The organism is Chimaeribacter coloradensis (genome assembly GCF_002858715.1).
GTDB classification, from domain to species: domain Bacteria; phylum Pseudomonadota; class Gammaproteobacteria; order Enterobacterales; family Enterobacteriaceae; genus Chimaeribacter; species Chimaeribacter coloradensis.
The window spans coordinates 1-20178 of the sequence record NZ_PJZH01000030.1; the positions used below are offsets into that span (position 1 = coordinate 1).

17 protein-coding genes and 1 tRNA gene are annotated in these 20178 nt (G+C 59.7%); 14 read left to right on the forward strand and 4 right to left on the reverse strand.

Annotated elements, in window-relative coordinates; translation table 11 throughout:
- Positions 1-84: 84 nt before the first annotated feature.
- From CYR32_RS18495 to yjfF, 5 genes are all read left to right on the forward strand, one after another.
- Positions 85-160 (forward strand) — tRNA-Trp (locus CYR32_RS18495).
- Positions 161-607: 447 nt separating this feature from the next.
- A complete protein-coding gene (gene ytfQ, locus CYR32_RS18500) occupies positions 608-1564 on the forward strand; it encodes a galactofuranose ABC transporter, galactofuranose-binding protein YtfQ (protein WP_101826625.1) in 957 nt (318 codons plus the stop codon).
- A gap of 77 nt (positions 1565-1641) precedes the next feature.
- Positions 1642-3153 (forward strand): sugar ABC transporter ATP-binding protein, encoded by a 1512-nt coding sequence (locus tag CYR32_RS18505; protein ID WP_101826626.1) that lies wholly within the window; start codon positions 1642-1644, stop codon positions 3151-3153.
- Between the two features lie 9 nt (positions 3154-3162).
- Complete coding sequence (ytfT, locus tag CYR32_RS18510; RefSeq protein WP_101826627.1) at positions 3163-4182, forward strand: galactofuranose ABC transporter, ATP-binding protein YtfT; 1020 nt, start codon at positions 3163-3165, stop codon at positions 4180-4182.
- Complete coding sequence (gene yjfF / locus CYR32_RS18515; protein ID WP_101826628.1) at positions 4182-5180, forward strand: galactofuranose ABC transporter, permease protein YjfF; 999 nt, start codon at positions 4182-4184, stop codon at positions 5178-5180. Before ytfT ends, yjfF begins: the two co-directional genes overlap by 1 nt.
- Here yjfF and hdfR read toward each other — a convergent pair.
- Positions 5177-6004: an HTH-type transcriptional regulator HdfR gene (gene hdfR / locus CYR32_RS18520; RefSeq protein ID WP_101826652.1), complete on the reverse strand. Its 828-nt coding sequence runs from the start codon at positions 6002-6004 to the stop codon at positions 5177-5179. The two genes, yjfF and hdfR, sit on opposite strands and share 4 nt — an antisense overlap.
- Positions 6005-6123: 119 nt before the next feature.
- Here hdfR and CYR32_RS18525 point away from each other — a divergent pair, with 119 nt between their 5' ends.
- The gene (locus CYR32_RS18525) at positions 6124-6462 is read left to right on the forward strand and encodes a MaoP family protein (protein ID WP_101826629.1); all 339 of its coding nucleotides are present in this window, start codon (positions 6124-6126) and stop codon (positions 6460-6462) included.
- 39 nt (positions 6463-6501) lie between these two features.
- Here the strand turns inward: CYR32_RS18525 and CYR32_RS18530 are convergent, their stop codons facing one another.
- Positions 6502-8025: a YifB family Mg chelatase-like AAA ATPase gene (locus CYR32_RS18530; RefSeq protein WP_101826630.1), complete on the reverse strand. Its 1524-nt coding sequence runs from the start codon at positions 8023-8025 to the stop codon at positions 6502-6504.
- Positions 8026-8424: 399 nt separating this feature from the next.
- On the opposite strand from CYR32_RS18530, the gene ilvL reads away from it, so the two are divergent.
- From ilvL to ilvA, 6 genes are all read left to right on the forward strand, one after another.
- The gene (gene ilvL, locus CYR32_RS18535; protein WP_101826631.1) at positions 8425-8523 is read left to right on the forward strand and encodes an ilv operon leader peptide; all 99 of its coding nucleotides are present in this window, start codon (positions 8425-8427) and stop codon (positions 8521-8523) included.
- Positions 8524-8664: 141 nt separating this feature from the next.
- A complete protein-coding gene (gene ilvG, locus CYR32_RS18540) occupies positions 8665-10311 on the forward strand; it encodes an acetolactate synthase 2 catalytic subunit (RefSeq protein WP_101826632.1) in 1647 nt (548 codons plus the stop codon).
- On the forward strand, positions 10308-10565 hold the full coding sequence (ilvM, locus tag CYR32_RS18545; RefSeq protein WP_101826633.1) for an acetolactate synthase 2 small subunit: 258 nt from the start codon (positions 10308-10310) through the stop codon (positions 10563-10565). The genes ilvG and ilvM overlap by 4 nt, the downstream gene beginning before the upstream one ends.
- 21 nt (positions 10566-10586) lie before the next feature.
- Positions 10587-11516 carry a branched-chain amino acid transaminase gene (locus tag CYR32_RS18550; RefSeq protein ID WP_101826634.1) on the forward strand — a complete coding sequence of 310 codons (930 nt, stop codon included), beginning with the start codon at positions 10587-10589 and terminating at the stop codon, positions 11514-11516.
- Between the two features lie 67 nt (positions 11517-11583).
- Positions 11584-13434, forward strand: coding sequence for a dihydroxy-acid dehydratase (ilvD, locus tag CYR32_RS18555; RefSeq protein ID WP_101826653.1), 1851 nt, complete (start codon positions 11584-11586; stop codon positions 13432-13434).
- A 3-nt stretch (positions 13435-13437) separates the two neighbouring features.
- Positions 13438-14982 (forward strand): threonine ammonia-lyase, biosynthetic, encoded by a 1545-nt coding sequence (gene ilvA, locus CYR32_RS18560; protein WP_101826635.1) that lies wholly within the window; start codon positions 13438-13440, stop codon positions 14980-14982.
- A gap of 70 nt (positions 14983-15052) precedes the next feature.
- On the opposite strand, the gene ilvY is transcribed toward ilvA, so the two are convergent.
- Entirely contained in the window at positions 15053-15934 is an 882-nt protein-coding gene (gene ilvY / locus CYR32_RS18565) for an HTH-type transcriptional activator IlvY (protein ID WP_101826636.1), read from the reverse strand.
- A gap of 186 nt (positions 15935-16120) precedes the next feature.
- Here ilvY and ilvC point away from each other — a divergent pair, with 186 nt between their 5' ends.
- Positions 16121-17599 (forward strand): ketol-acid reductoisomerase, encoded by a 1479-nt coding sequence (gene ilvC / locus CYR32_RS18570; RefSeq protein WP_101826637.1) that lies wholly within the window; start codon positions 16121-16123, stop codon positions 17597-17599.
- A gap of 61 nt (positions 17600-17660) precedes the next feature.
- On the opposite strand, the gene ppiC is transcribed toward ilvC, so the two are convergent.
- The gene (gene ppiC, locus CYR32_RS18575; protein ID WP_101817237.1) at positions 17661-17942 is read right to left on the reverse strand and encodes a peptidylprolyl isomerase PpiC; all 282 of its coding nucleotides are present in this window, start codon (positions 17940-17942) and stop codon (positions 17661-17663) included.
- A 173-nt stretch (positions 17943-18115) separates the two neighbouring features.
- Between ppiC and rep the strand changes: the two genes are divergently transcribed.
- Positions 18116-20137, forward strand: coding sequence for a DNA helicase Rep (gene rep / locus CYR32_RS18580; protein WP_101826638.1), 2022 nt, complete (start codon positions 18116-18118; stop codon positions 20135-20137).
- Positions 20138-20178 lie beyond the last annotated feature (41 nt).

The window sequence follows — 20178 nt, forward strand, 5'->3', positions numbered from 1 at the left end:
GTGCGGTAGTTCAGTCGGTTAGAATACCGGCCTGTCACGCCGGGGGTCGCGGGTTCGAGTCCCGTCCGCACCGCCACCCTATTTAGGGGCGTAGTTCAATTGGTAGAGCACCGGTCTCCAAAACCGGGTGTTGGGAGTTCGAGTCTCTCCGCCCCTGCCAGATAAAAACCCTTCGTGAAAACGAAGGGTTTTTTTTCGTCTGTCGATCAGCACACTATTTTCTCCTTTCTCCTTTCTCCTTTCTCCTTTCTCCTTTCTCCTGCTGTATTTCTATTCTCTTTTGTCCCCTGGTTTTATTTTTTACACCTGCGATGGCGAATCGGTATGAATTCTCTGAGCGGAATCGTTCCCTTTTCAGGCTATTTTCGCTGAAGATATGTACAAATTAATTGTTATATGGGGATGTGATCAGGCTCATTATTCATTTTTTCCAATGTACTACAACTAAGCATCATCCTGAGTCAGTGCGCCTTTGAAACGGACAGGGCTGGGCGCTTAAATATTGCCTGAAGCTGCTATTCCAGGCCCTCACTGAGCGATGACATATCTGCTGTACCCCCACACCCCAATACCAGCGTAGCCAAAGACTACCCGCGAGGAGAAAAATATGTACAGGCGATTACTGATAGCTGCTGCCGTAGCGTCCACGCTCTGTGGAACGGCGCAGGCTGCCCCGTTGGTTGTAGGATTTTCCCAGATAGGTTCAGAATCAGGATGGCGCTCTGCTGAGACAAAAGTGTCGAAACTCGAAGCGGAAAAGCGCGGTATCACCTTGAAAATTGCGGATGCGCAGCAGAAACAGGAAAACCAGATCAAAGCGATCCGTTCGTTCATTGCGCAGGGCGTTGATGCCATTTTCATTGCACCCGTGGTGGCTACTGGTTGGGCACCCGTCTTAACCGAAGCGAAAGAGGCCAATATCCCGGTCTTCCTGCTCGATCGGACGATTGAAGTCAGCGATCCCTCCCTTTATACCGCCGCTATCGCGTCAGACAGCGTGCACGAAGGCGAAGTCGCAGGCCAATGGCTGGTGAAAGAGGCCGCAGGTAAGCCATGCAATGTAGTGGAATTACAAGGCACGGTAGGGGCGAGCGTCGCCATCAACCGTAAGAAAGGGTTTGCCGAAGGCATTGCTTCAGCCCCAGGGATAAAAATTATCCGTTCCCAATCCGGCGACTTTACCCGCAGTAAGGGCAAAGAGGTTATGGAGAGCTTCATTAAAGCGGAGCAGAACGGCAAAAACATCTGTGCGGTTTACGCCCATAACGACGATATGGCCATCGGTGCCATTCAGGCAATTAAAGAAGCCGGCCTGAAACCCGGCTCGCAAATCAAAATTGTCTCGATTGACGGCGTGCCGGACATCTACAAAGCCATGCTGAACGGGGAAGCCAATGCCTCCGTTGAGCTGACGCCAAATATGGCCGGCCCCGCTTTCGATGCCTTATTGGCGATGAAGAAAAACGGCACCCAGCCACCAAAGTTCATTCAGACCGCCTCCACCCTGATGCTGCCGGATACGGCACAACAAGAGTATGACCAAAAGAAAAATATGGGCTACTGAGTGCTGAGCCGGTGCCTGTGCGGTACCGGCTTTTTTACGACATGTTGCACTGACACCAGGGCGCACAGAGGTAAACGATGGAAAACCCGCACACTGAACCTTTGCTTGAGATTCGCGGCTTATCCGTTGAATTCCCGGGCGTAAAAGCATTACAGCAGGTTGATTTTACTTTGCACCGTGGCGAGATTGTGGCGCTGTTAGGCGAAAATGGCGCCGGTAAATCAACGCTTATCAAAGCTCTCACAGGCGTCTATCGCCGTTCAGAAGGCACGATCCGGCTGGAGAATCAGCTGATTGATCCCCTCAGCACTGCCCAGGCCCAGGCGCAGGCACTTGGCATTGGTACGGTGTATCAGGAGGTAAATTTACTGCCGAATATCTCTGTCGCCGCTAACCTGTTTATTGGCCGGGAGCCTACCCGCTTCGGCATGGTCAACCAGGCATTGATGGAGCGTCAGGCGCAGGCCTTACTGGAAGGCTATGGGCTGCATCTGGATGTCAGCCAGCCTTTGTCCCTCTACTCTATTGCGATCCAGCAGATTGTCGCCATCGCCCGGGCGGTAGATCTCTCGGCAAAGGTGCTGATTCTCGACGAGCCGACAGCGAGCCTGGATGCCAAAGAGGTCAGCATGCTGCTGGAGATTCTGGCGCAATTGCGGGATCGCGGTGTCGCCATGATCTTCGTCACCCATTTTCTCGATCAGGTCTATCGCATCAGCGACCGCATTACAGTGCTGCGTAACGGGTCGCTGGTCGGTACCCGCACTACCGCGGAGCTGCCCCGGTTGGAACTGGTGCAGATGATGCTGGGCCATAGCTTTGATGAAGCGCTGTTGAAACGGGCCGATCATGCACCGGCGCAGGGTACGCCGTGGGTAGAATTTAACGATTATGGCCGCCGGGGCGTGGTGGAGAATTTTGATTTGGCCGTACGCCCCGGCGAAATTGTCGGGCTGGCGGGGCTGCTCGGTTCCGGCAGGACGGAAACGGCCCAGCTGATTTTTGGCATCAGAAAATATGATTCCGGCCGGGCGAAGGTACAGGGGCGGGCCGTAAAGGTCACCACTCCCCGTAAGGCAGCCAGGCTCGGTTTTGGTTATTGTCCGGAAGACCGCAAAACAGACGGCATCATCGGTGCGGCCACAGTCCGTGAAAATATTATCCTCGCGCTACAGGCGCAGCGCGGCTGGCTGCGCCCGATCCCTTTCAAAGAGCAGCAGCAGATCGCGGCAAACTTTATCAAACTGCTCGGCATCCGTACTCCCGGGTCGGAGCAGGAGATCCAATACCTCTCCGGCGGCAACCAGCAAAAAGTGCTGCTCTCCCGCTGGCTGGCTACCCAACCTAAATTCCTGATCCTGGATGAGCCGACGCGCGGAATTGACGTCGGTGCCCATGCGGAAATTATCCGGCTGATTGAAAAACTCTGTGCTGATGGCCTGGCGCTGCTGGTGATCTCATCAGAACTTGAGGAGCTGGCAGGCTATGCGGATCGCGTGGTGGTACTGCGCGACCGGCGTCACATCACCACGATTGAGCATGATGAGATCAGCGTCCCGGCCATTATGAAAGCCATTGCTGTGCAATAGGAGCCCGCCATGAACCACAGGAGCGTACCGATGACAGGCACCCCCCGCAAGATTCGCTGGGTTCTCCCCAAAGGCGTCACGCAGTTTGGCGCGCTGGCGATTATTTTGCTGATTGACAGCCTGGTCGCCCCCCATTTTTTCTCTGTGCATATTCAGGATGGCCGCCTGTTCGGCAGCCTGATCGATATTTTTAACCGTGGTGCGCCGGTCGCCCTGCTGGCACTGGGGATGACGCTGGTGATCGCCACCGGCGGCATTGACCTTTCCGTCGGGGCGGTGATGGCCATCGCCGGAGCAACCGCTGCCACGCTGACCAGTGCCGGGCAGCCGCTGGCCGTGGTGCTGCCTGCTGCGCTGGCCGTCGGGGCGATCTGCGGGCTGTGGAACGGCTTTCTGGTGGCGGTTCTACAGATCCAGCCAATTGTTGCCACCCTGATGCTGATGGTCGCCGGCCGTGGTATCGCCCAGCTGATCACCCAGGGGCAGATTGTCACCTTTGATGGCGGGGCCTTTTCCCACCTGGGCAGCGGGGCGCTTTTCTACCTGCCGATGCCGATCATCATTGCTGCGGTGATGCTGCTGGCCGTCTGGGTACTGACCCGCAAAACCGCGCTCGGGCTATTTATTGAGTCCGTCGGCATCAACCTGCGCTCTGCCTACAATGCGGGCGTGAACACCCGGCTGGTGCTGGTCGCCGTGTATGTGATTTGCGGCATCTGTGCGGCGGTGGCCGGCGTGATTGTAACGGCAGACATCCGGGGGGCGGACGCCAATAACGCCGGGTTATGGCTGGAACTGGATGCGATTCTGGCCGTGGTCATTGGCGGCGGCTCCCTGTTGGGCGGCCGCTTTAACCTGCTGCTCTCGGTCATTGGTGCACTGATCATTCAGGGCATGAACACCGGCATTCTTCTCTCCGGGTTTAAACCGGAATTTAATCTGGTGCTGAAAGCGGTAGTGGTACTGGCCGTTCTGGTGGTGCAGTCGCCGCGCGTCTCATTGCATGGCCTGTTACGGAGAAAACCCTGATGCTGAAACGTAATCTTCCCCTGTTAATCACCATCGTGGTGTTTATCCTGGGCTATGCCTACTGCCTGACCCAATTCCCGGGCTTCGCCTCCACCCGCGTCATGGGAGATTTGCTGACTGACAATGCATTCCTCGGCATCGTTGCGGTCGGCATGACCTTTGTCATCCTTTCCGGTGGGATCGATCTCTCGGTCGGCTCCGTGATTGCCTTTACCGGCGTGCTGCTGGCAACACTGATTGGCGACATGGGCATTAACCCGTTTGCCGCATTCGGCATCGTGCTGGTGATGGGCGCGATGTTCGGCGGGCTGATGGGCTGGATCATCGACACCCTGAAACTGCCGGCCTTTATCATTACCCTGGCAGGCATGTTCTTTATCCGCGGCATGAGCTTTATCGTCTCTGAGGAGTCCATTCCGATCGATCACCCGGTCTATACCACGCTGGCCAGCTATGCCTGGAAAATGCCGGGCGGCGGCCGCTTTACGCTGTTGGCGCTGATTATGCTGTTGGTGGTAGGCGTGGGCATTGTATTGGCGCACCGTACCCGGTTCGGCAATAACGTCTACGCTATCGGCGGTAATGCGCATTCAGCCGGTCTGATGGGCGTACCGGTGCGCAAAACCACGATTTATATCTACATGCTCTCCAGTACGCTGGCAGTGCTTTCCGGCATTGTGTTTTCGCTCTACACCTCAGCCGGGTATGCGCTGGCCGCCAGCGGCGTGGAGCTGGACGCCATTGCTGCAGTGGTCATCGGCGGCACCTTATTAAGCGGTGGGGTCGGCACGGTGCTGGGCAGCCTGTTCGGCGTGATGATTCAGGGCCTGATTCAGACCTACATCACCTTTGACGGCACACTCAGCTCCTGGTGGACCAAAATTGTCATCGGGATTTTGCTGTTTGTCTTTATCGGGATGCAAAAAGGCATGAACGTCTTCTGGAGTGCACGGCGGGCCAGGCTGCGGCACCCGCGGCCCAACACGGCGGCGTCTTAAGCGTCAGTCTGTACCGGGGTTTTCAGTAACAGCCGGATCAGCGCCTGCTGATCGCTGTTTTGCAGCCAGACGGCATACAGGGGGCGGACGAGGGCAGGGATATCGTCGTTCACCTCCAGCTTCGGGTAGAGGCGCACCCAGTGGCTGGGCAGGAAGGCACATCCTCCGGTGGTTTCCACTAACTGACGGGTCAGATAGGCGGAGGTGGTAGTCAACATCGGTTCCTGGTCGTTCGGGATAATCCGGCTCTCATGCTGGGTAAAGTCTGCACCCCACTCCAGGCGGATATAATTTTTCCGGGAGGGCGGGCCGTTCTGCAAGCCGGTAAAAAGACGTAACGAAAAATTACCCACCAGCTGGCTGGCCAGCTCATCCATTTTCGGCTGCTCTGTGGTGATCAGCAGATCCAGCTCCCGCTCATGCAACTGTTTCACCAGCGAATGGCGCAGGGCGACCCGCGCCTCGAGCTGTAACGCGCTGTGCGTCTGGTAGAGCGTCTGCAACCAGGGGGTGAGAAATGCCTCCCAGAGTGACGCCGTCGCTCCAATAGAGAGCTCGGCATGTTGCAGCGAGCGCACCACCTCTTTCTTCGCCTGCTGCCAGGTACTCATCAGGCTCTCCGCATAGGGCAGCAGCCGCTCACCGGCGGGCGTCAAACGGATGTTATTACGGTGGCGGGTGAACAAGTTGGCACCCAACTGGTTTTCCAGTTGCCGGATACGGAAACTAACCGCAGATTGCGTCAAATACAGTGATTCCGCCGCGCGACCAAAATGGCGAGTTCTACTGACCTCCAGAAAGGTTTTCAGTAATTCCGTGTCCACACCCATCTCCAAAATTTTTTGTCGTATAGATTTAAATGTTTTGTTTTACACAATGTCAACCCTAACTAATACTCCGCGCCATAAACAGCACGGCCATGAATGAATTAGGAGCGTGTCAGATGGCGGAAAGCTTCACCACGACAAATCGATTTTTTGATAACAAACACTATCCGCGCGGGTTCTCCCGCCACGGCGATTTCACCATTAAAGAGGCGCAATTGCTAGAGCGCCACGGCAACGCGTTCAACGAGCTGGACCTGGGGAAACGCGAGCCGGTTACTGATGAAGAGGTGCAGTTTCTGGCGGTATGTCGCGGCGATCGTGAACCGACGACCGAGGCTGAGAAGGTTTGGACTAAATACGTAACCCGTATCCGCCGTCCGAAGCGCTTCCATACTCTGTCCGGTGGTAAACCGCAGATGGATACCGTCGAAGATTACACCGAAAGCGACGACTGATAATCAACGGGGCCTGTGCCCCGTTTTTTATTGGCCCGGCTACGCCCCCTGCTGGTGCAGTTTTAAGAGTAGACGATCCATGCAGCGATAGCTGAGTGCCTCAGCGAGATGTGAGCGGTGGAGTACCGGCTGGCCTGCCAGATCGGCAATGGTTCTTGCCACTTTCAGGATACGGTGCCAGGCGCGCACCGAAAGCCCGAGTTTGGTTAATACCTCTTCCAGGAATTGCGCGTCCTCCGCGGAGAGGGCGCAATAGTGGTCAATGTCGTGGCTGCTGAGCTGCGCGTTGATTTTCCCTGCCCGCGCGAGCTGCCTTTCCCGTGCGGCGATGACCCGCAGCCGGACTTCCCGGCTCGATTCTGCCGGTGCCCGCTGGCGGCTTAACGTACCCGGCGGCAGGAGCGGCACCTCAATCGACAGGTCAAACCGGTCGAGAAAGGGGCCGGAAAGGCGGCTGAGGTAGCGCAGCACCTGCTGGGACGAGGTGCGGTGGTGGAGGCCCTGATAGTGACCGGTGGGGCTGGGGTTCATCGCGGCAATCAGCTGTACCCGCGCCGGGAAGCAGATCTTGGCCCGTGCGCGGGAGACCACAATCTCCCCCGACTCCAGCGGCTCGCGCAGTGCATCCAGCACCCGGCGCTCAAACTCCGGCAGCTCATCCAGAAACAGCACGCCATTATGCGCCAGTGAGATCTCACCCGGGCGGGGCAGGGAGCCGCCGCCCACCAGGGCGGACATCGACGCGCTATGGTGCGGCGCGCGGAACGGGCGCGCACGCCACGCACGCGCATTGCCGCCCACTTCCACCAGACTGGTGACAGCGCTGCTCTCCAGCGCCTCCTGATCGGTCAGGGGAGGTAATAGGCCATTCAGGCGGCAGGCCAGCATACTTTTGCCGGTGCCGGGCGGCCCTAACAGCAGCAGGTTATGTCCGCCGGCCGCGGCAATTTCCAGCGCCCGTTTTGCCTGCTCCTGGCCGATAATATCGTTCAGATCGGGGGCGTCACTCTCTGTTTCCCCAGCCTGTAATGGCTCTACCGCCGGCAGCGTCAGGTCGCCTGCCAGAAAGCGGCAAACATGCAACAGATCCTGCGCGATCAACGCCTTTCCCTGGGCAATCAGTGTCATTTCGGCGGCGTTATCGGCAGGCAGAATCAGCTGCCGCCCGGCTTTTACTGCCTCCAATGCGGCCGGAATGGCACCGTTTACTCCCCGTAATGCGCCGGAGAGCGCCAGCTCCCCAAGGAACTCATAATGGGCGAGTTTGTCGGCTTTCAGCTGTTCTGAGGCAACGAGAATCGCCAGCGCGATCGGCAGATCGTAACGGCCGCCCTCTTTGGGCAGATCGGCCGGGGCCAGGTTCACGGTAATGCGCCTGGCAGGGAAAGCGAACCCGCTGTTGATCAGGGCGCTGCGCACCCGGTCACGCGCCTCCTTGACGGTGGTTTCCGGCAGGCCCACCAATGTCAGGGCGGGCAGTCCGTTACTGATATGCACTTCAACGGTCACGTCAGGTGCCTGCACGCCCAGCGTGGCGCGGGTTGCGACAACGGCGAGTGCCATAAGGCCTCCTTGTAAAAAGGCCATCATCGCGCCGCTGCGCGCTTCCTCCTACTGGTACAGCCGTGGATTGGAACCCGGCTGCCGGAAATAATTGGAAAAGCAGCGGGTTACGTACAGCGTTGGGAAGCAGCACGCAAAAAAGACGGGTCCCTGTTAATGCGTGACTGCCGCATTGACCCATTATTCCGTGAACCAGAGGTGAAACGTGAAGTTGCAAAAAATTCAACTTACAATCTGGTGGCCGCGCATCCTGAAGTGACCCCTTGATTTACAAGTTAATTATTCGCGCCCTGATCGCTGGTGGGAAAATAGTCACGCAAAAAAAGTATTGTCATCGTTTAATCGCCTGTGATAACTCTGTAGACATTAATTCGACAGACAAGAGTGTCAGACCCCAATATGAAAGCCCTTTTCCAGGTTGTCAGCCTAGTCGTGATTCGCGTGGTGGTGATTATTATCCCACCGTGCGGGGCTGCACTTGGACGAAGAAAGGCTTAGAAAACAAGTCTGAAACTGAAGAGAACCCCCGCACCGTAAGGTCCGGGGGTTTTTTTATGGCCGGTGAAAAGTGAAGCGAGGACAGAAGATGAACAACAGCATAATATTCTGCGCTTCCCGCAGTAAGGCGGGGGAATAACCATGAATGGTGCACAGTGGGTAGTACAAGCGTTACGCGCACAGGAAGTGGACACGGTATTCGGCTACCCCGGTGGTGCCATCATGCCGGTGTACGATGCTCTGTATGACGGCGGTGTGGAACACCTACTGTGTCGCCATGAGCAAGGTGCTGCGATGGCAGCCATTGGTTATGCCCGTTCCACCGGTAAAGTCGGGGTCTGCATTGCCACTTCCGGCCCCGGTGCCACTAACCTGATCACCGGCCTGGCCGATGCGCTGCTTGATTCTGTTCCTGTGGTCGCCATCACCGGGCAGGTGGGTTCAGCGCTGATCGGCACCGACGCCTTCCAGGAGATCGACGTGCTGGGCCTCTCCCTGGCCTGCACCAAACACAGCTTTTTGGTGGAGTCGCTGGAGGCCCTGCCAGGCATCATCGCAGAAGCTTTCGCGATTGCCGCGGGCGGCCGCCCCGGCCCGGTATTGATTGATATTCCTAAAGATATTCAGCTGGCCGTCGGCGATTTGACCCCGCACCTGATGCCGGTCGAAGAGCAAATCGTTCACCCGGCGGCCGAGCTGGCGCAGGCGCGCGCGATGCTGGCACAGGCGCGCCAGCCGATGCTGTACGTCGGCGGTGGGGTCGGCATGGCACAAGCCGTCCCGGCGCTGCGCGCCTTTATCGCTGAAACCAATATCCCGACGGTCGCCACCCTGAAAGGGCTGGGCGCGCCGGATGCAGGTCACCCGTGCTATCTCGGCATGCTGGGGATGCACGGCACCAAAGCGGCCAACCTGGCGGTACAGGCGTGTGACCTGCTGATCGCCGTGGGCGCGCGCTTCGATGACCGGGTCACCGGCAAACTGAATGCGTTCGCGCCGCACGCGAAGGTGATCCACATGGACATCGACCCGGCGGAGATGAACAAGCTGCGCCAGGCCCACGTCGCCTTACAGGGTGACCTGAACACGCTGCTGCCGGCACTGCAACAGCCGCTGGCCATCGACGGCTGGCGTCAGGAAGTGATGGCGCTGAAAGCCGCCAACGGCTGGCGTTACGATCACCCGGGCGAGGCGATCTACGCGCCGCTGTTCCTGAAACAGCTTTCTGACCGCAAACCTGCGGGCACCATTGTCACCACCGACGTCGGCCAGCATCAGATGTGGGCGGCGCAGCACATGACCTTTGACCGCCCGGAGAATTTCATCACCTCCAGCGGCCTGGGCACCATGGGCTTCGGCGTCCCGGCGGCGGTCGGGGCGCAGGTCGCGCGCCCGGACGACACGGTCATCTGCGTCTCCGGCGACGGCTCATTCATGATGAATGTGCAGGAGCTGGGCACCATCAAGCGCAAGCAGCTGCCGCTGAAAATCGTACTGATCGACAACCAGCGTTTAGGCATGGTGCGCCAGTGGCAGGAGCTTTTCTTTGAGAGCCGCTTCAGCGAGACCAATTTGTCCGATAACCCCGATTTCCTGATGCTGGCCGCCGCCTTCGGCATTCCCGGCCAGCGTATCAGCCGTAAAGAAGAGGTCGGTGCCGCCCTGGATGCCCTCTACCGCAGTGAGGGGCCGTATCTGCTCCAGGTTTCCATCGACGAAAATGAGAACGTCTGGCCGCTGGTGCCGCCGGGCGCCGGTAACGAAGCTATGTTGGAGAAAATGTCATGATGCAACATCAGGTATCCATTCAGGCCCGCTTCCGCCCTGAGATGTTAGAACGCGTGCTGCGCGTGGTGCGCCACCGTGGTTTTCAGGTCTGCGCGATGAACATGGGCCAGGCCGGCAACAGCGACAACGTGAATATCGAATTGACCGTTGCCAGCCAGCGTCCGGTGGATTTACTGTCTAGTCAGTTATGCAAACTGATGGATGTCGCCTGCGTCGAGATCCAGCAACACACATCACAACAAATACGCGCCTGACGCGTAAGAAGGAAGAGAAGCATGACCAAGAAAGCGGATTATATTTGGTTCAATGGCGAGATGGTTCCCTGGGCAGAGGCCAAAGTACACGTGATGTCCCATGCGCTGCACTACGGCACCTCAGTCTTTGAAGGCGTACGCTGCTACCAGACCAACAACGGTCCGGCGGTGTTCCGCCACCGTGAACATATGCAGCGCCTGCGTGACTCCGCCAAAATTTACCGCCTGCCGGTCTCCCAGAGCGTGGATGAGCTGATGGAAGCGTGCCGCGCCACCCTGCGTAAAAACAACCTGACCAGCGCTTACATCCGCCCGCTGGTGTTTGTGGGCGATGTCGGCATGGGCGTCAACCCGCCGGACAACTACCAGACGGACGTGATCATCGCGGCCTTCCCGTGGGGCGCTTACCTGGGTGAAGAGGCGCTGGATCAGGGCATCGATGCGATGGTCTCCTCCTGGAACCGCGTGGCGGCCAACACCATCCCGACCGGCGCGAAAGCGGGCGGCAACTACCTCTCCTCCCTGCTGGTGGGCAGCGAAGCGCGCCGCCACGGTTACCAGGAAGGGATCGCGCTGGACGTCCACGGCTATGTCTCTGAAGGTGCGGGCGAAAACCTGTTTGAAGTGAAAGACGGCATCCTGTTCACCCCGCCGTTCACCTCCTCAGCGCTGCCGGGCATCACCCGTGACGCCATTATCAAGCTGGCGAAAGATCTGGGCATCGAAGTGCGTGAGCAGGTGTTGTCACGTGAGTCCCTCTACCTGGCGGACGAAGTCTTCATGTCCGGCACTGCGGCAGAGATTACCCCGGTGCGCAGCGTAGACGGCATTCAGGTCGGCATCGGCAAATGCGGCCCGGTGACCAAACGCATTCAGCAGGCGTTCTTTGGCCTGTTCACCGGTGAGACAGAAGATAAATATGGCTGGCTTGATCCGGTCAACCCGCAGTAACGTTGACAGACAAAACGGCAGGCGGCCGTTCCCCGCCTGCTTATCAGAATAACTGGAGTAAATGAGCATGCCTAAGTACCGTTCCGCTACCACAACCCACGGCCGTAACATGGCCGGTGCCCGCGCGCTGTGGCGCGCAACCGGGATGACCGACGCCGATTTCGGCAAGCCGATTATCGCGGTGGTTAACTCTTTCACGCAGTTTGTGCCGGGCCACGTCCACCTGCGCGATCTGGGCAAGCTGGTGGCAGAACAGATTGAAGCCTCCGGCGGTGTGGCCAAAGAGTTCAACACCATTGCGGTGGATGACGGCATCGCCATGGGCCACGGCGGCATGCTCTACTCGCTGCCTTCCCGCGAACTGATCGCCGACTCCGTGGAGTACATGGTCAACGCCCACTGCGCGGATGCGATGGTCTGTATCTCCAACTGCGACAAAATTACCCCGGGGATGCTGATGGCCTCCCTGCGGCTGAACATCCCGGTGATCTTTGTCTCCGGCGGCCCGATGGAAGCGGGGAAAACCAAGCTTTCCGACAAGATCATCAAGCTGGACCTGATTGACGCGATGATTCAGGGCGCGAACCCGAAAGTCTCCGACGAAGAGAGCGCGCAGATTGAGCGCTCCGCCTGCCCGACCTGCGGCTCCTGCTCCGGCATGTTCACCGCCAACTCCATGAACTGCCTGACCGAAGCGCTGGGCCTGTCGCAGCCGGGCAACGGCTCGCTGCTGGCGACCCACGCCGACCGCAAAGAGCTGTTCCTGAAAGCGGGTCAGCGCATCGTCAGCCTGGCGAAACGCTACTACGAGCAGGATGATGAGAGCGTGCTGCCGCGCAACATCGCCAATAAAGCCGCGTTTGAAAACGCCATGACGCTGGACATCGCGATGGGCGGCTCCACCAACACCGTGCTGCACCTGCTGGCCGCTGCGCAGGAGGGGGAGGTCGACTTCACCATGACCGACATCGACCGCCTGTCACGCAAAGTGCCGCACCTCTGCAAAGTGGCCCCGAGCACGCCGAAATACCATATGGAAGATGTGCACCGTGCCGGTGGCGTGATCGGCATTCTCGGCGAGCTGGATCGCGCCGGGCTGCTGAACCGCGAGGTGAATAACGTCCTGATGCAGACCCTGCCGCAGACGCTGGCCGAGTATGACGTAATGGTGACTGACAACCCGGAGGTGAAAAAGATGTTCGCCGCCGGGCCGGCCGGTATCCGCACGACGCAGGCCTTCTCACAGGATTGCCGCTGGCCGACGCTGGACACCGACCGTAAAGAGGGCTGCATCCGCACCCGCGAACACGCTTTCAGTCAGGATGGCGGGCTGGCGGTGCTGTATGGCAACGTGGCCGAAGATGGCTGCATCGTGAAGACCGCCGGGGTGGAGAAAGAGAGCCTGACTTTCCGCGGCCCGGCCAAAGTCTATGAAAGCCAGGATGACGCGGTCGAGGCGATCCTTGGCGGCAAAGTGGTGGCGGGCGACGTGGTGGTGATCCGCTACGAGGGGCCGAAAGGCGGGCCGGGGATGCAGGAGATGCTCTACCCGACCACCTACCTGAAGTCGATGGGCCTCGGCAAAAGCTGTGCGCTGATCACCGACGGCCGCTTCTCCGGCGGCACCTCCGGCCTCTCCATCGGCCACGTCTCACCGGAAGCGGCCAGCGGCGGCCTGATTGCGCTGGTACAGGACGGCGACATCATCGACATCGACATCCCCGGCCGCAGCATCGCCCTGGATGTGGCGGACAGCGAACTGGCCGCCCGGCGTGAGACAGAGACCGCCCGCGGTGACGCGGCCTGGACGCCGAAAGCGCGTGAGCGCCAGGTTTCTTATGCCCTGCGTGCCTATGCCACGCTGGCCACCAGCGCCGACAAAGGCGCGGTACGTGATAAGAGCAAGCTGGGAGGCTAACCCATGGCGGTATCACCCCCTTTGCCCGACGCCCCCTGCGGCGCGGAATACCTGAGGGCCGTGCTGCGCGCGCCGGTGTATGAGGTCGCGCAGGTCACCCCGTTGCAGGTGATGGACAAAATCTCCGCCCGGCTGGGCAACACCGTGCTGGTGAAGCGTGAGGATCGCCAGCCGGTACACAGCTTTAAGCTGCGCGGGGCCTATTCGATGATCGCCGGCCTGACGGAAGAGCAGAAGGCACGCGGTGTGGTCACGGCGTCGGCCGGTAATCATGCCCAGGGCGTGGCGCTCTCCGCCACGCGCGGCGGCATTAAGTCATTGATTGTGATGCCGGTGGCTACCGCTGACATCAAAGTGGACGCAGTGCGCAGCTTCGGCGGTGAAGTGCTGCTGCACGGCGCGAATTTTGACGAGGCGAAAGCGCGGGCGATTGAGCTGTCGCAGCAGCAGGGCATGACCTTCGTGCCGCCGTTTGACCACCCGGCGGTGATCGCCGGGCAGGGCACGCTGGCGATGGAGCTGCTGCAACAGGACGCGCACCTCGACCGGGTCTTTGTGCCGGTGGGCGGCGGTGGCCTCGCGGCGGGTGTGGCGGTGCTGATCAAACAGCTGATGCCGCAGATTCAGGTCATCGGCGTGGAAGCGGCGGACTCCGCCTGCCTGCGCGCCGCGCTGGACGCCGGGGAACCGGTGGATTTGCCGCGCGTCGGGCTGTTTGCCGAGGGCGTGGCGGTGAAGCGCATCGGCAACGAGACTTTCCGGCTCTGCCGCGAATACCTCGACGATGTGATCACCGTGGACAGCGATGCGATCTGCGCCGCAGTGAAAGATCTGTTTGAGGATGTGCGGGCCATCGCCGAGCCTTCCGGCGCACTGGCGCTGGCCGGGATGAAGAAGTATGTGCAGCAGCACAATATTCAGGGCGAACGGCTGGCGCATGTGCTCTCCGGGGCCAACCTCAACTTCCACGGTTTGCGCTATGTTTCTGAGCGTTGTGAACTGGGCGAACAGCGCGAGGCGCTGCTGGCGGTAACCATCCCGGAGCAGAAAGGCAGTTTCCTGACCTTCTGCCAGCTGCTCGGCGGCCGTTCAGTAACCGAGTTCAACTACCGCTACGCCGATGCCGACAACGCCTGCATCTTTGTCGGCGTGCGGCTGACGCGCGGCCACCTGGAGCGGCAGGAGATCCTCAGCGATCTGCGCGCCGGCGGCTACCATGTGGTGGATCTTTCTGACGACGAGATGGCCAAGCTGCATGTGCGCTACATGGTCGGCGGCCGCCCCAGCAAGCCGCTGCGCGAGCGCCTCTACAGCTTTGAGTTCCCGGAGTCGCCGGGCGCGCTGCTGAAATTCCTGCATACCCTCGGCACCCACTGGAACATCTCGCTGTTCCACTACCGCAGCCACGGCACCGATTATGGCCGGGTGCTGGCGGCGTTTGAGCTGGGTGAGCAGGAGCCGGAATTTGACCGCCACCTCACGGCGCTCGGTTACGACTGCCACGACGAAACCGATAATCCCTCTTTCCGCTTCTTCCTGGCGGGCTAACGGAGTCGGAAACCGTGAAACGGGTCGCCCAGGCGGCCCGTTTTTTTTGGGCTTATACCCCTTTTTCTTTTTATAACAAGCCCCAGAACGCCTCGATCAGCGTCTCGCTCAGCCGCTTCTTCTGCACGCAAACCCCCAGCTCAAACGGCGCGACCAGCGAAATATGGTCCAGCACCGAGATGCGGCTGCGCACCGGTTCCGGACTGTTGTCCAGCACCACGTCGGGGATCAGCGCAATACCACACCCCAGCGCCACCATCGACACAATCGCTTCGTGCCCGGAAACCGTGGCGTAGATCTGCGGGTTGGTGATGTGGTGGCGGCGGAACCATAAATCGATACGGCGGCGCGCCGGGCCATGTTCCGGCAGGATAAACGGAATGGTTGACCAGTCGGGCTGCGGCTCAGACGCCTGGCTGCGCACCGCGCCCGGCAGTGCCGGGGCGATCAGCACCAGCGGGATCTCGCCGATTTTGGTAAAGCCGATACTGGAGGGCAGCGATTCCGGCCGCCCGGCGATGCCGAGGTCGGCCTCGTTGGACTGCACCTTCTGCACCGCATCGGCGGCATCGCCGGTGGTCAGCTTGATCTCCACCAGCGGGTATTTGGCGCGGAAGCGATCGAGAATCGGCGGCAGATGGCTGTAGGCCGCCGTCACCGAACAGAACAGCCGCAGCTCGCCGGTGAGCGTCGGCCCTTTCTGACCCAGCGCATGGCGCAACTGCTGGTATTGCAACAGGGTCTGCTGGGCGAAACCGCGCACCTGCTCACCGGCATCGGTGAGTTGCACCGTGCGGTTATCGCGCAGGAACAGCGGCTGGCCGATGCTCTCCTCCAGCCGCTGGATCTGGCGCGACAGCGTGGAAGGGCTGACGTGCATCGCCTTGGCGGTGCGGCCGAAGTGGCGGCTCTCGGTCAGGTGCAGGAACAGTTTCAGGTCACGGATATCCATAGGGCAGCGCTCAGGGTTGAAAGAGGGAGTGATGAACGTCACACGTTGCAGAATGTGAAACAACAGATTCGTAATATATCAATTTAAGCAATGCGTGGCATAGCATATAGTGAATTTCAACGAATTCCCCCCGGCAGAGAGGGGGAAGTGAAAAAAACAGCGAACACAACACAACGGAGTCCGACCATGGCTAACTACTTCAACACCCTGAACCTGCGCCAGCAGCTGGCCCAATTGGGCAAATGTCGCTTTATGTCCCGCGACGAATTTGCCGACGAAGCCGGCTACCTGAAAGGGAAAAAAGTGGTGATTGTCGGCTGTGGTGCGCAGGGGCTTAACCAGGGCCTGAACATGCGCGACTCCGGCCTGGACATCGCCTACGCCCTGCGCCAGGAAGCGATCAACGAAAAGCGTGCCTCCTGGCGTAAAGCGACGGAGAACGGCTTCAAGGTCGGCACTTATGAAGAGCTGATCCCGCAGGCCGATCTGGTGGTTAACCTGACCCCGGACAAACAGCACAGCGCCGTGGTGCAAGCCGTACAGCCGCTGATGAAACAGGGCGCGGCGCTGGGTTACTCCCACGGCTTCAACATCGTGGAAGTGGGCGAGCAGATCCGTAAAGACATCACCGTGGTGATGGTCGCGCCGAAGTGCCCCGGCACTGAAGTGCGTGAAGAGTACAAACGCGGTTTCGGCGTGCCGACGCTGATCGCCGTCCACCCGGAAAACGACCCGAAAGGCGAAGGCATGGCGATTGCCAAAGCCTGGGCTGCCGCGACCGGCGGCCACCGCGCAGGCGTGCTGGAATCCTCTTTCGTGGCGGAAGTGAAATCTGACCTGATGGGCGAGCAGACCATCCTGTGCGGTATGTTGCAGGCCGGTTCCCTGCTCTGCTTCGACAAGCTGGTGGCCGACGGCGCTGAGCCGGCCTACGCGGAAAAACTGATTCAGTTCGGCTGGGAAACCATCACCGAAGCGCTGAAGCAGGGCGGCATCACCCTGATGATGGACCGCCTCTCCAACCCGGCGAAACTGCGCGCCAATGCGCTCTCTGAGCAGCTGAAAACCATTATGGCACCGCTGTTCCAGAAACACATGGATGACATCATCTCCGGCGAGTTCTCCGGCGGCATGATGGCGGACTGGGCGGCAGACGATGTGAAACTGCTGACCTGGCGTGAAGAGACCGGCGCGACCGCCTTCGAAAATGCGCCGCAGCAAGAGGGCAAAATTGCCGAGCAGGAGTACTTCGACCACGGCGTGCTGATGATCGCGATGGTCAAAGCCGGGGTAGAACTGGCGTTCGAAACCATGGTGGATGCCGGCATCATCGAGGAGTCAGCGTATTACGAATCCCTGCATGAGCTGCCGCTGATCGCCAACACCATCGCCCGTAAGCGCCTGTATGAGATGAACGTGGTGATCTCCGACACCGCAGAGTACGGCAACTACCTGTTCGCCAACGCCGCCGTGCCGCTGCTGAAAGAGAAATTCATGGCGTCGCTGCAAACCGGTGACCTGGGCCAGCCTGTTGCGGGCACCGCAGTGGACAACGCCCAGCTGCGTGACGTGAATGACGCGATCCGCAACCACCCGATCGAGGCGGTCGGCCGCAAACTGCGCGGTTACATGACTGACATGAAACGCATCGCCGTCGCGGGTTAACCGCAGCGGAAACAGAAAAGGGCGACAAGTTGTCGCCCTTTTTTATGCCTGCCACCGCCGATCAGTTGCGGTACAGCACCTTGATGATGTGGTAACCGAACTGGGTTTTGACCGGCCCGTAAGGTTTCAGCAGTTCGCAGCTGAACACCGCTTTGTCAAACGACGGCACCATGTCGCCTTTACGGAATTCACCCAGTGAGCCGCCGGCACGCTTGGACGGGCAGGTGGAGTGTTTGCGGGCCAGCTCCTGGAAGTCGGCACCCTGCGCCAGTTTATCCAGAATGTCGTTGGCCTGTTGTTCGGTATCGACCAGGATATGCAGTGCGGACGCGGTATTCGCCATAATTAACGCCTTTTTACGAAAATGAGTGTCAGCGCCTACTTTACCATCCGCCGCGCCGGATGTGGACAACCCACCGGTTTACAGGTGCACAATCGGGAAAGTAAAGGCGGTCAATCTCCGTGCGCCTTTCTGATACAATCGCCGCCCGTCCATCTCTTGAGCAAAATAGCGCCATGCGATTAAACCCCAGCCAACAACACGCCGTCGAATTTGTCACAGGGCCCTGCCTGGTCCTGGCCGGGGCCGGCTCCGGAAAAACCCGGGTGATCACCAATAAAATTGCCCACCTGATCCGCGGGTGCGGCTATCAGGCGCGCCACATCGCCGCCGTGACCTTTACCAACAAGGCCGCGCGCGAGATGAAAGAGCGTGTCGCCCAGACCATGGGCCGCAAGGAGGCGCGCGGGCTGCTGATCTCCACGTTCCATACCCTGGGGCTGGAGATCATCAAGCGTGAATATGCCGCACTCGGCATGAAATCCAACTTCTCGCTGTTTGACGATCAGGATCAGCTGGCGCTGCTGAAAGAGCTGACCGAAAAATGGCTGGAGAATGACAAGACACTGCTCCAGCAGTTGATCTCCACGATCTCAAACTGGAAAAACGATCTGATCGATCCGCAGGGCGCGGCGGGCCGGGCGCGATCCGAGCGCGAAAAGCTGTTCGCCCACTGCTATGGGCTGTATCACGACCACCTGCGCGCCTGTAACGTCCTGGACTTCGATGACCTGATCCTGCTGCCGACGCTGCTGCTGCAACGCAATGAAGAGGTGCGCGAGCGCTGGCAGAACCGCATCCGCTACCTGCTGGTGGATGAATACCAGGACACCAACACCAGCCAGTATGAACTGGTAAAACTGCTGGTGGGCAACCGTGCACGCTTTACCGTGGTGGGCGATGACGATCAGTCGATCTACTCCTGGCGCGGGGCGCGGCCGCAGAACCTTGTGCTGCTGCAAGAGGATTTCCCGGCGTTGCAGGTGATTAAGCTGGAGCAGAACTACCGCTCCACCGGGCGCATCCTGAAGGCTGCCAATATCCTGATTGCCAATAACCCGCACGTGTTTGAGAAGCGGCTGTTCTCGGAACTGGGCTACGGCGAGGCGCTGAAAGTCATCACCGCCAATAACGAAGATCATGAGGCGGAGCGGGTGGTCGGCGAGCTGATCGCCCACCGTTTTGTGAAGAAAACCCAGTACAGTGACTACGCGATCCTCTACCGCGGTAACCACCAGTCGCGGCTGTTTGAAAAGATGCTGATGCAGAACCGCATCCCGTACCGCATTTCCGGCGGTACGTCGTTCTTCTCCCGGCCGGAGATTAAAGATTTACTCGCCTATTTGCGCATTCTGACCAACGAAGGGGATGACAGCGCGTTCCTGCGCATCGTCAACACGCCGAAGCGTGAAATCGGCCCCGCGACGCTGCAAAAGCTGGGCGAGTGGGCCAACCAGCGCAATAAAAGCCTGTTTGCCGCCAGCTTCGATCTCGGCCTGGGCCAGTATCTGACCGGGCGCGGGCTGGAGTCGCTGCAGCGCTTTACCCACTGGCTGAAAGGCGTGGCCGATCTGGCTGAGCGCACCCCGGTGGCGGCGGTGCGTGACCTGATCCACGGCATTGACTACGAAAGCTGGCTCTATGAGACCTCGCCCAGCGCCAAAGCGGCGGAGATGCGGATGAAGAACGTCAACCAGCTGTTCAGCTGGATGACCGAGATGCTGGAAGGCACCGACCTCGACGAGCCGATGACGCTGGCGCAGGTGGTGACGCGCTTTACCCTGCGCGACATGATGGAGCGCGGCGAAAACGAGGAGGAGCTGGATCAGGTGCAGCTGATGACGCTGCACGCCTCCAAAGGGCTGGAGTTCCCCTATGTCTTCCTGGTCGGCATGGAAGAGGGGCTGTTGCCGCACCAGAGCAGCATTGACGAAGAGAACATCGACGAGGAGCGCCGCCTCGCCTACGTCGGCATTACCCGCGCGCAGAAAGAGCTGATCTTCACCCTATGCCGCGAGCGCCGCCAGTATGGGGAGCTGGTGCGCCCGGAGCCGAGCCGTTTCCTGATGGAGCTGCCGCAGGACGATCTGGCGTGGGAGACCGAGCGTAAAGTGGTCAGCGCGCAGGAGCGGATGCAGAAAGGGCAATCGAGCCTGGCGAATATCCGCGAGATGCTGGCCAAAGCGCGCGGCGGCTGATCGCCCCCCGGCGCTGAACGCGACATAACAAAAAGCCCGGC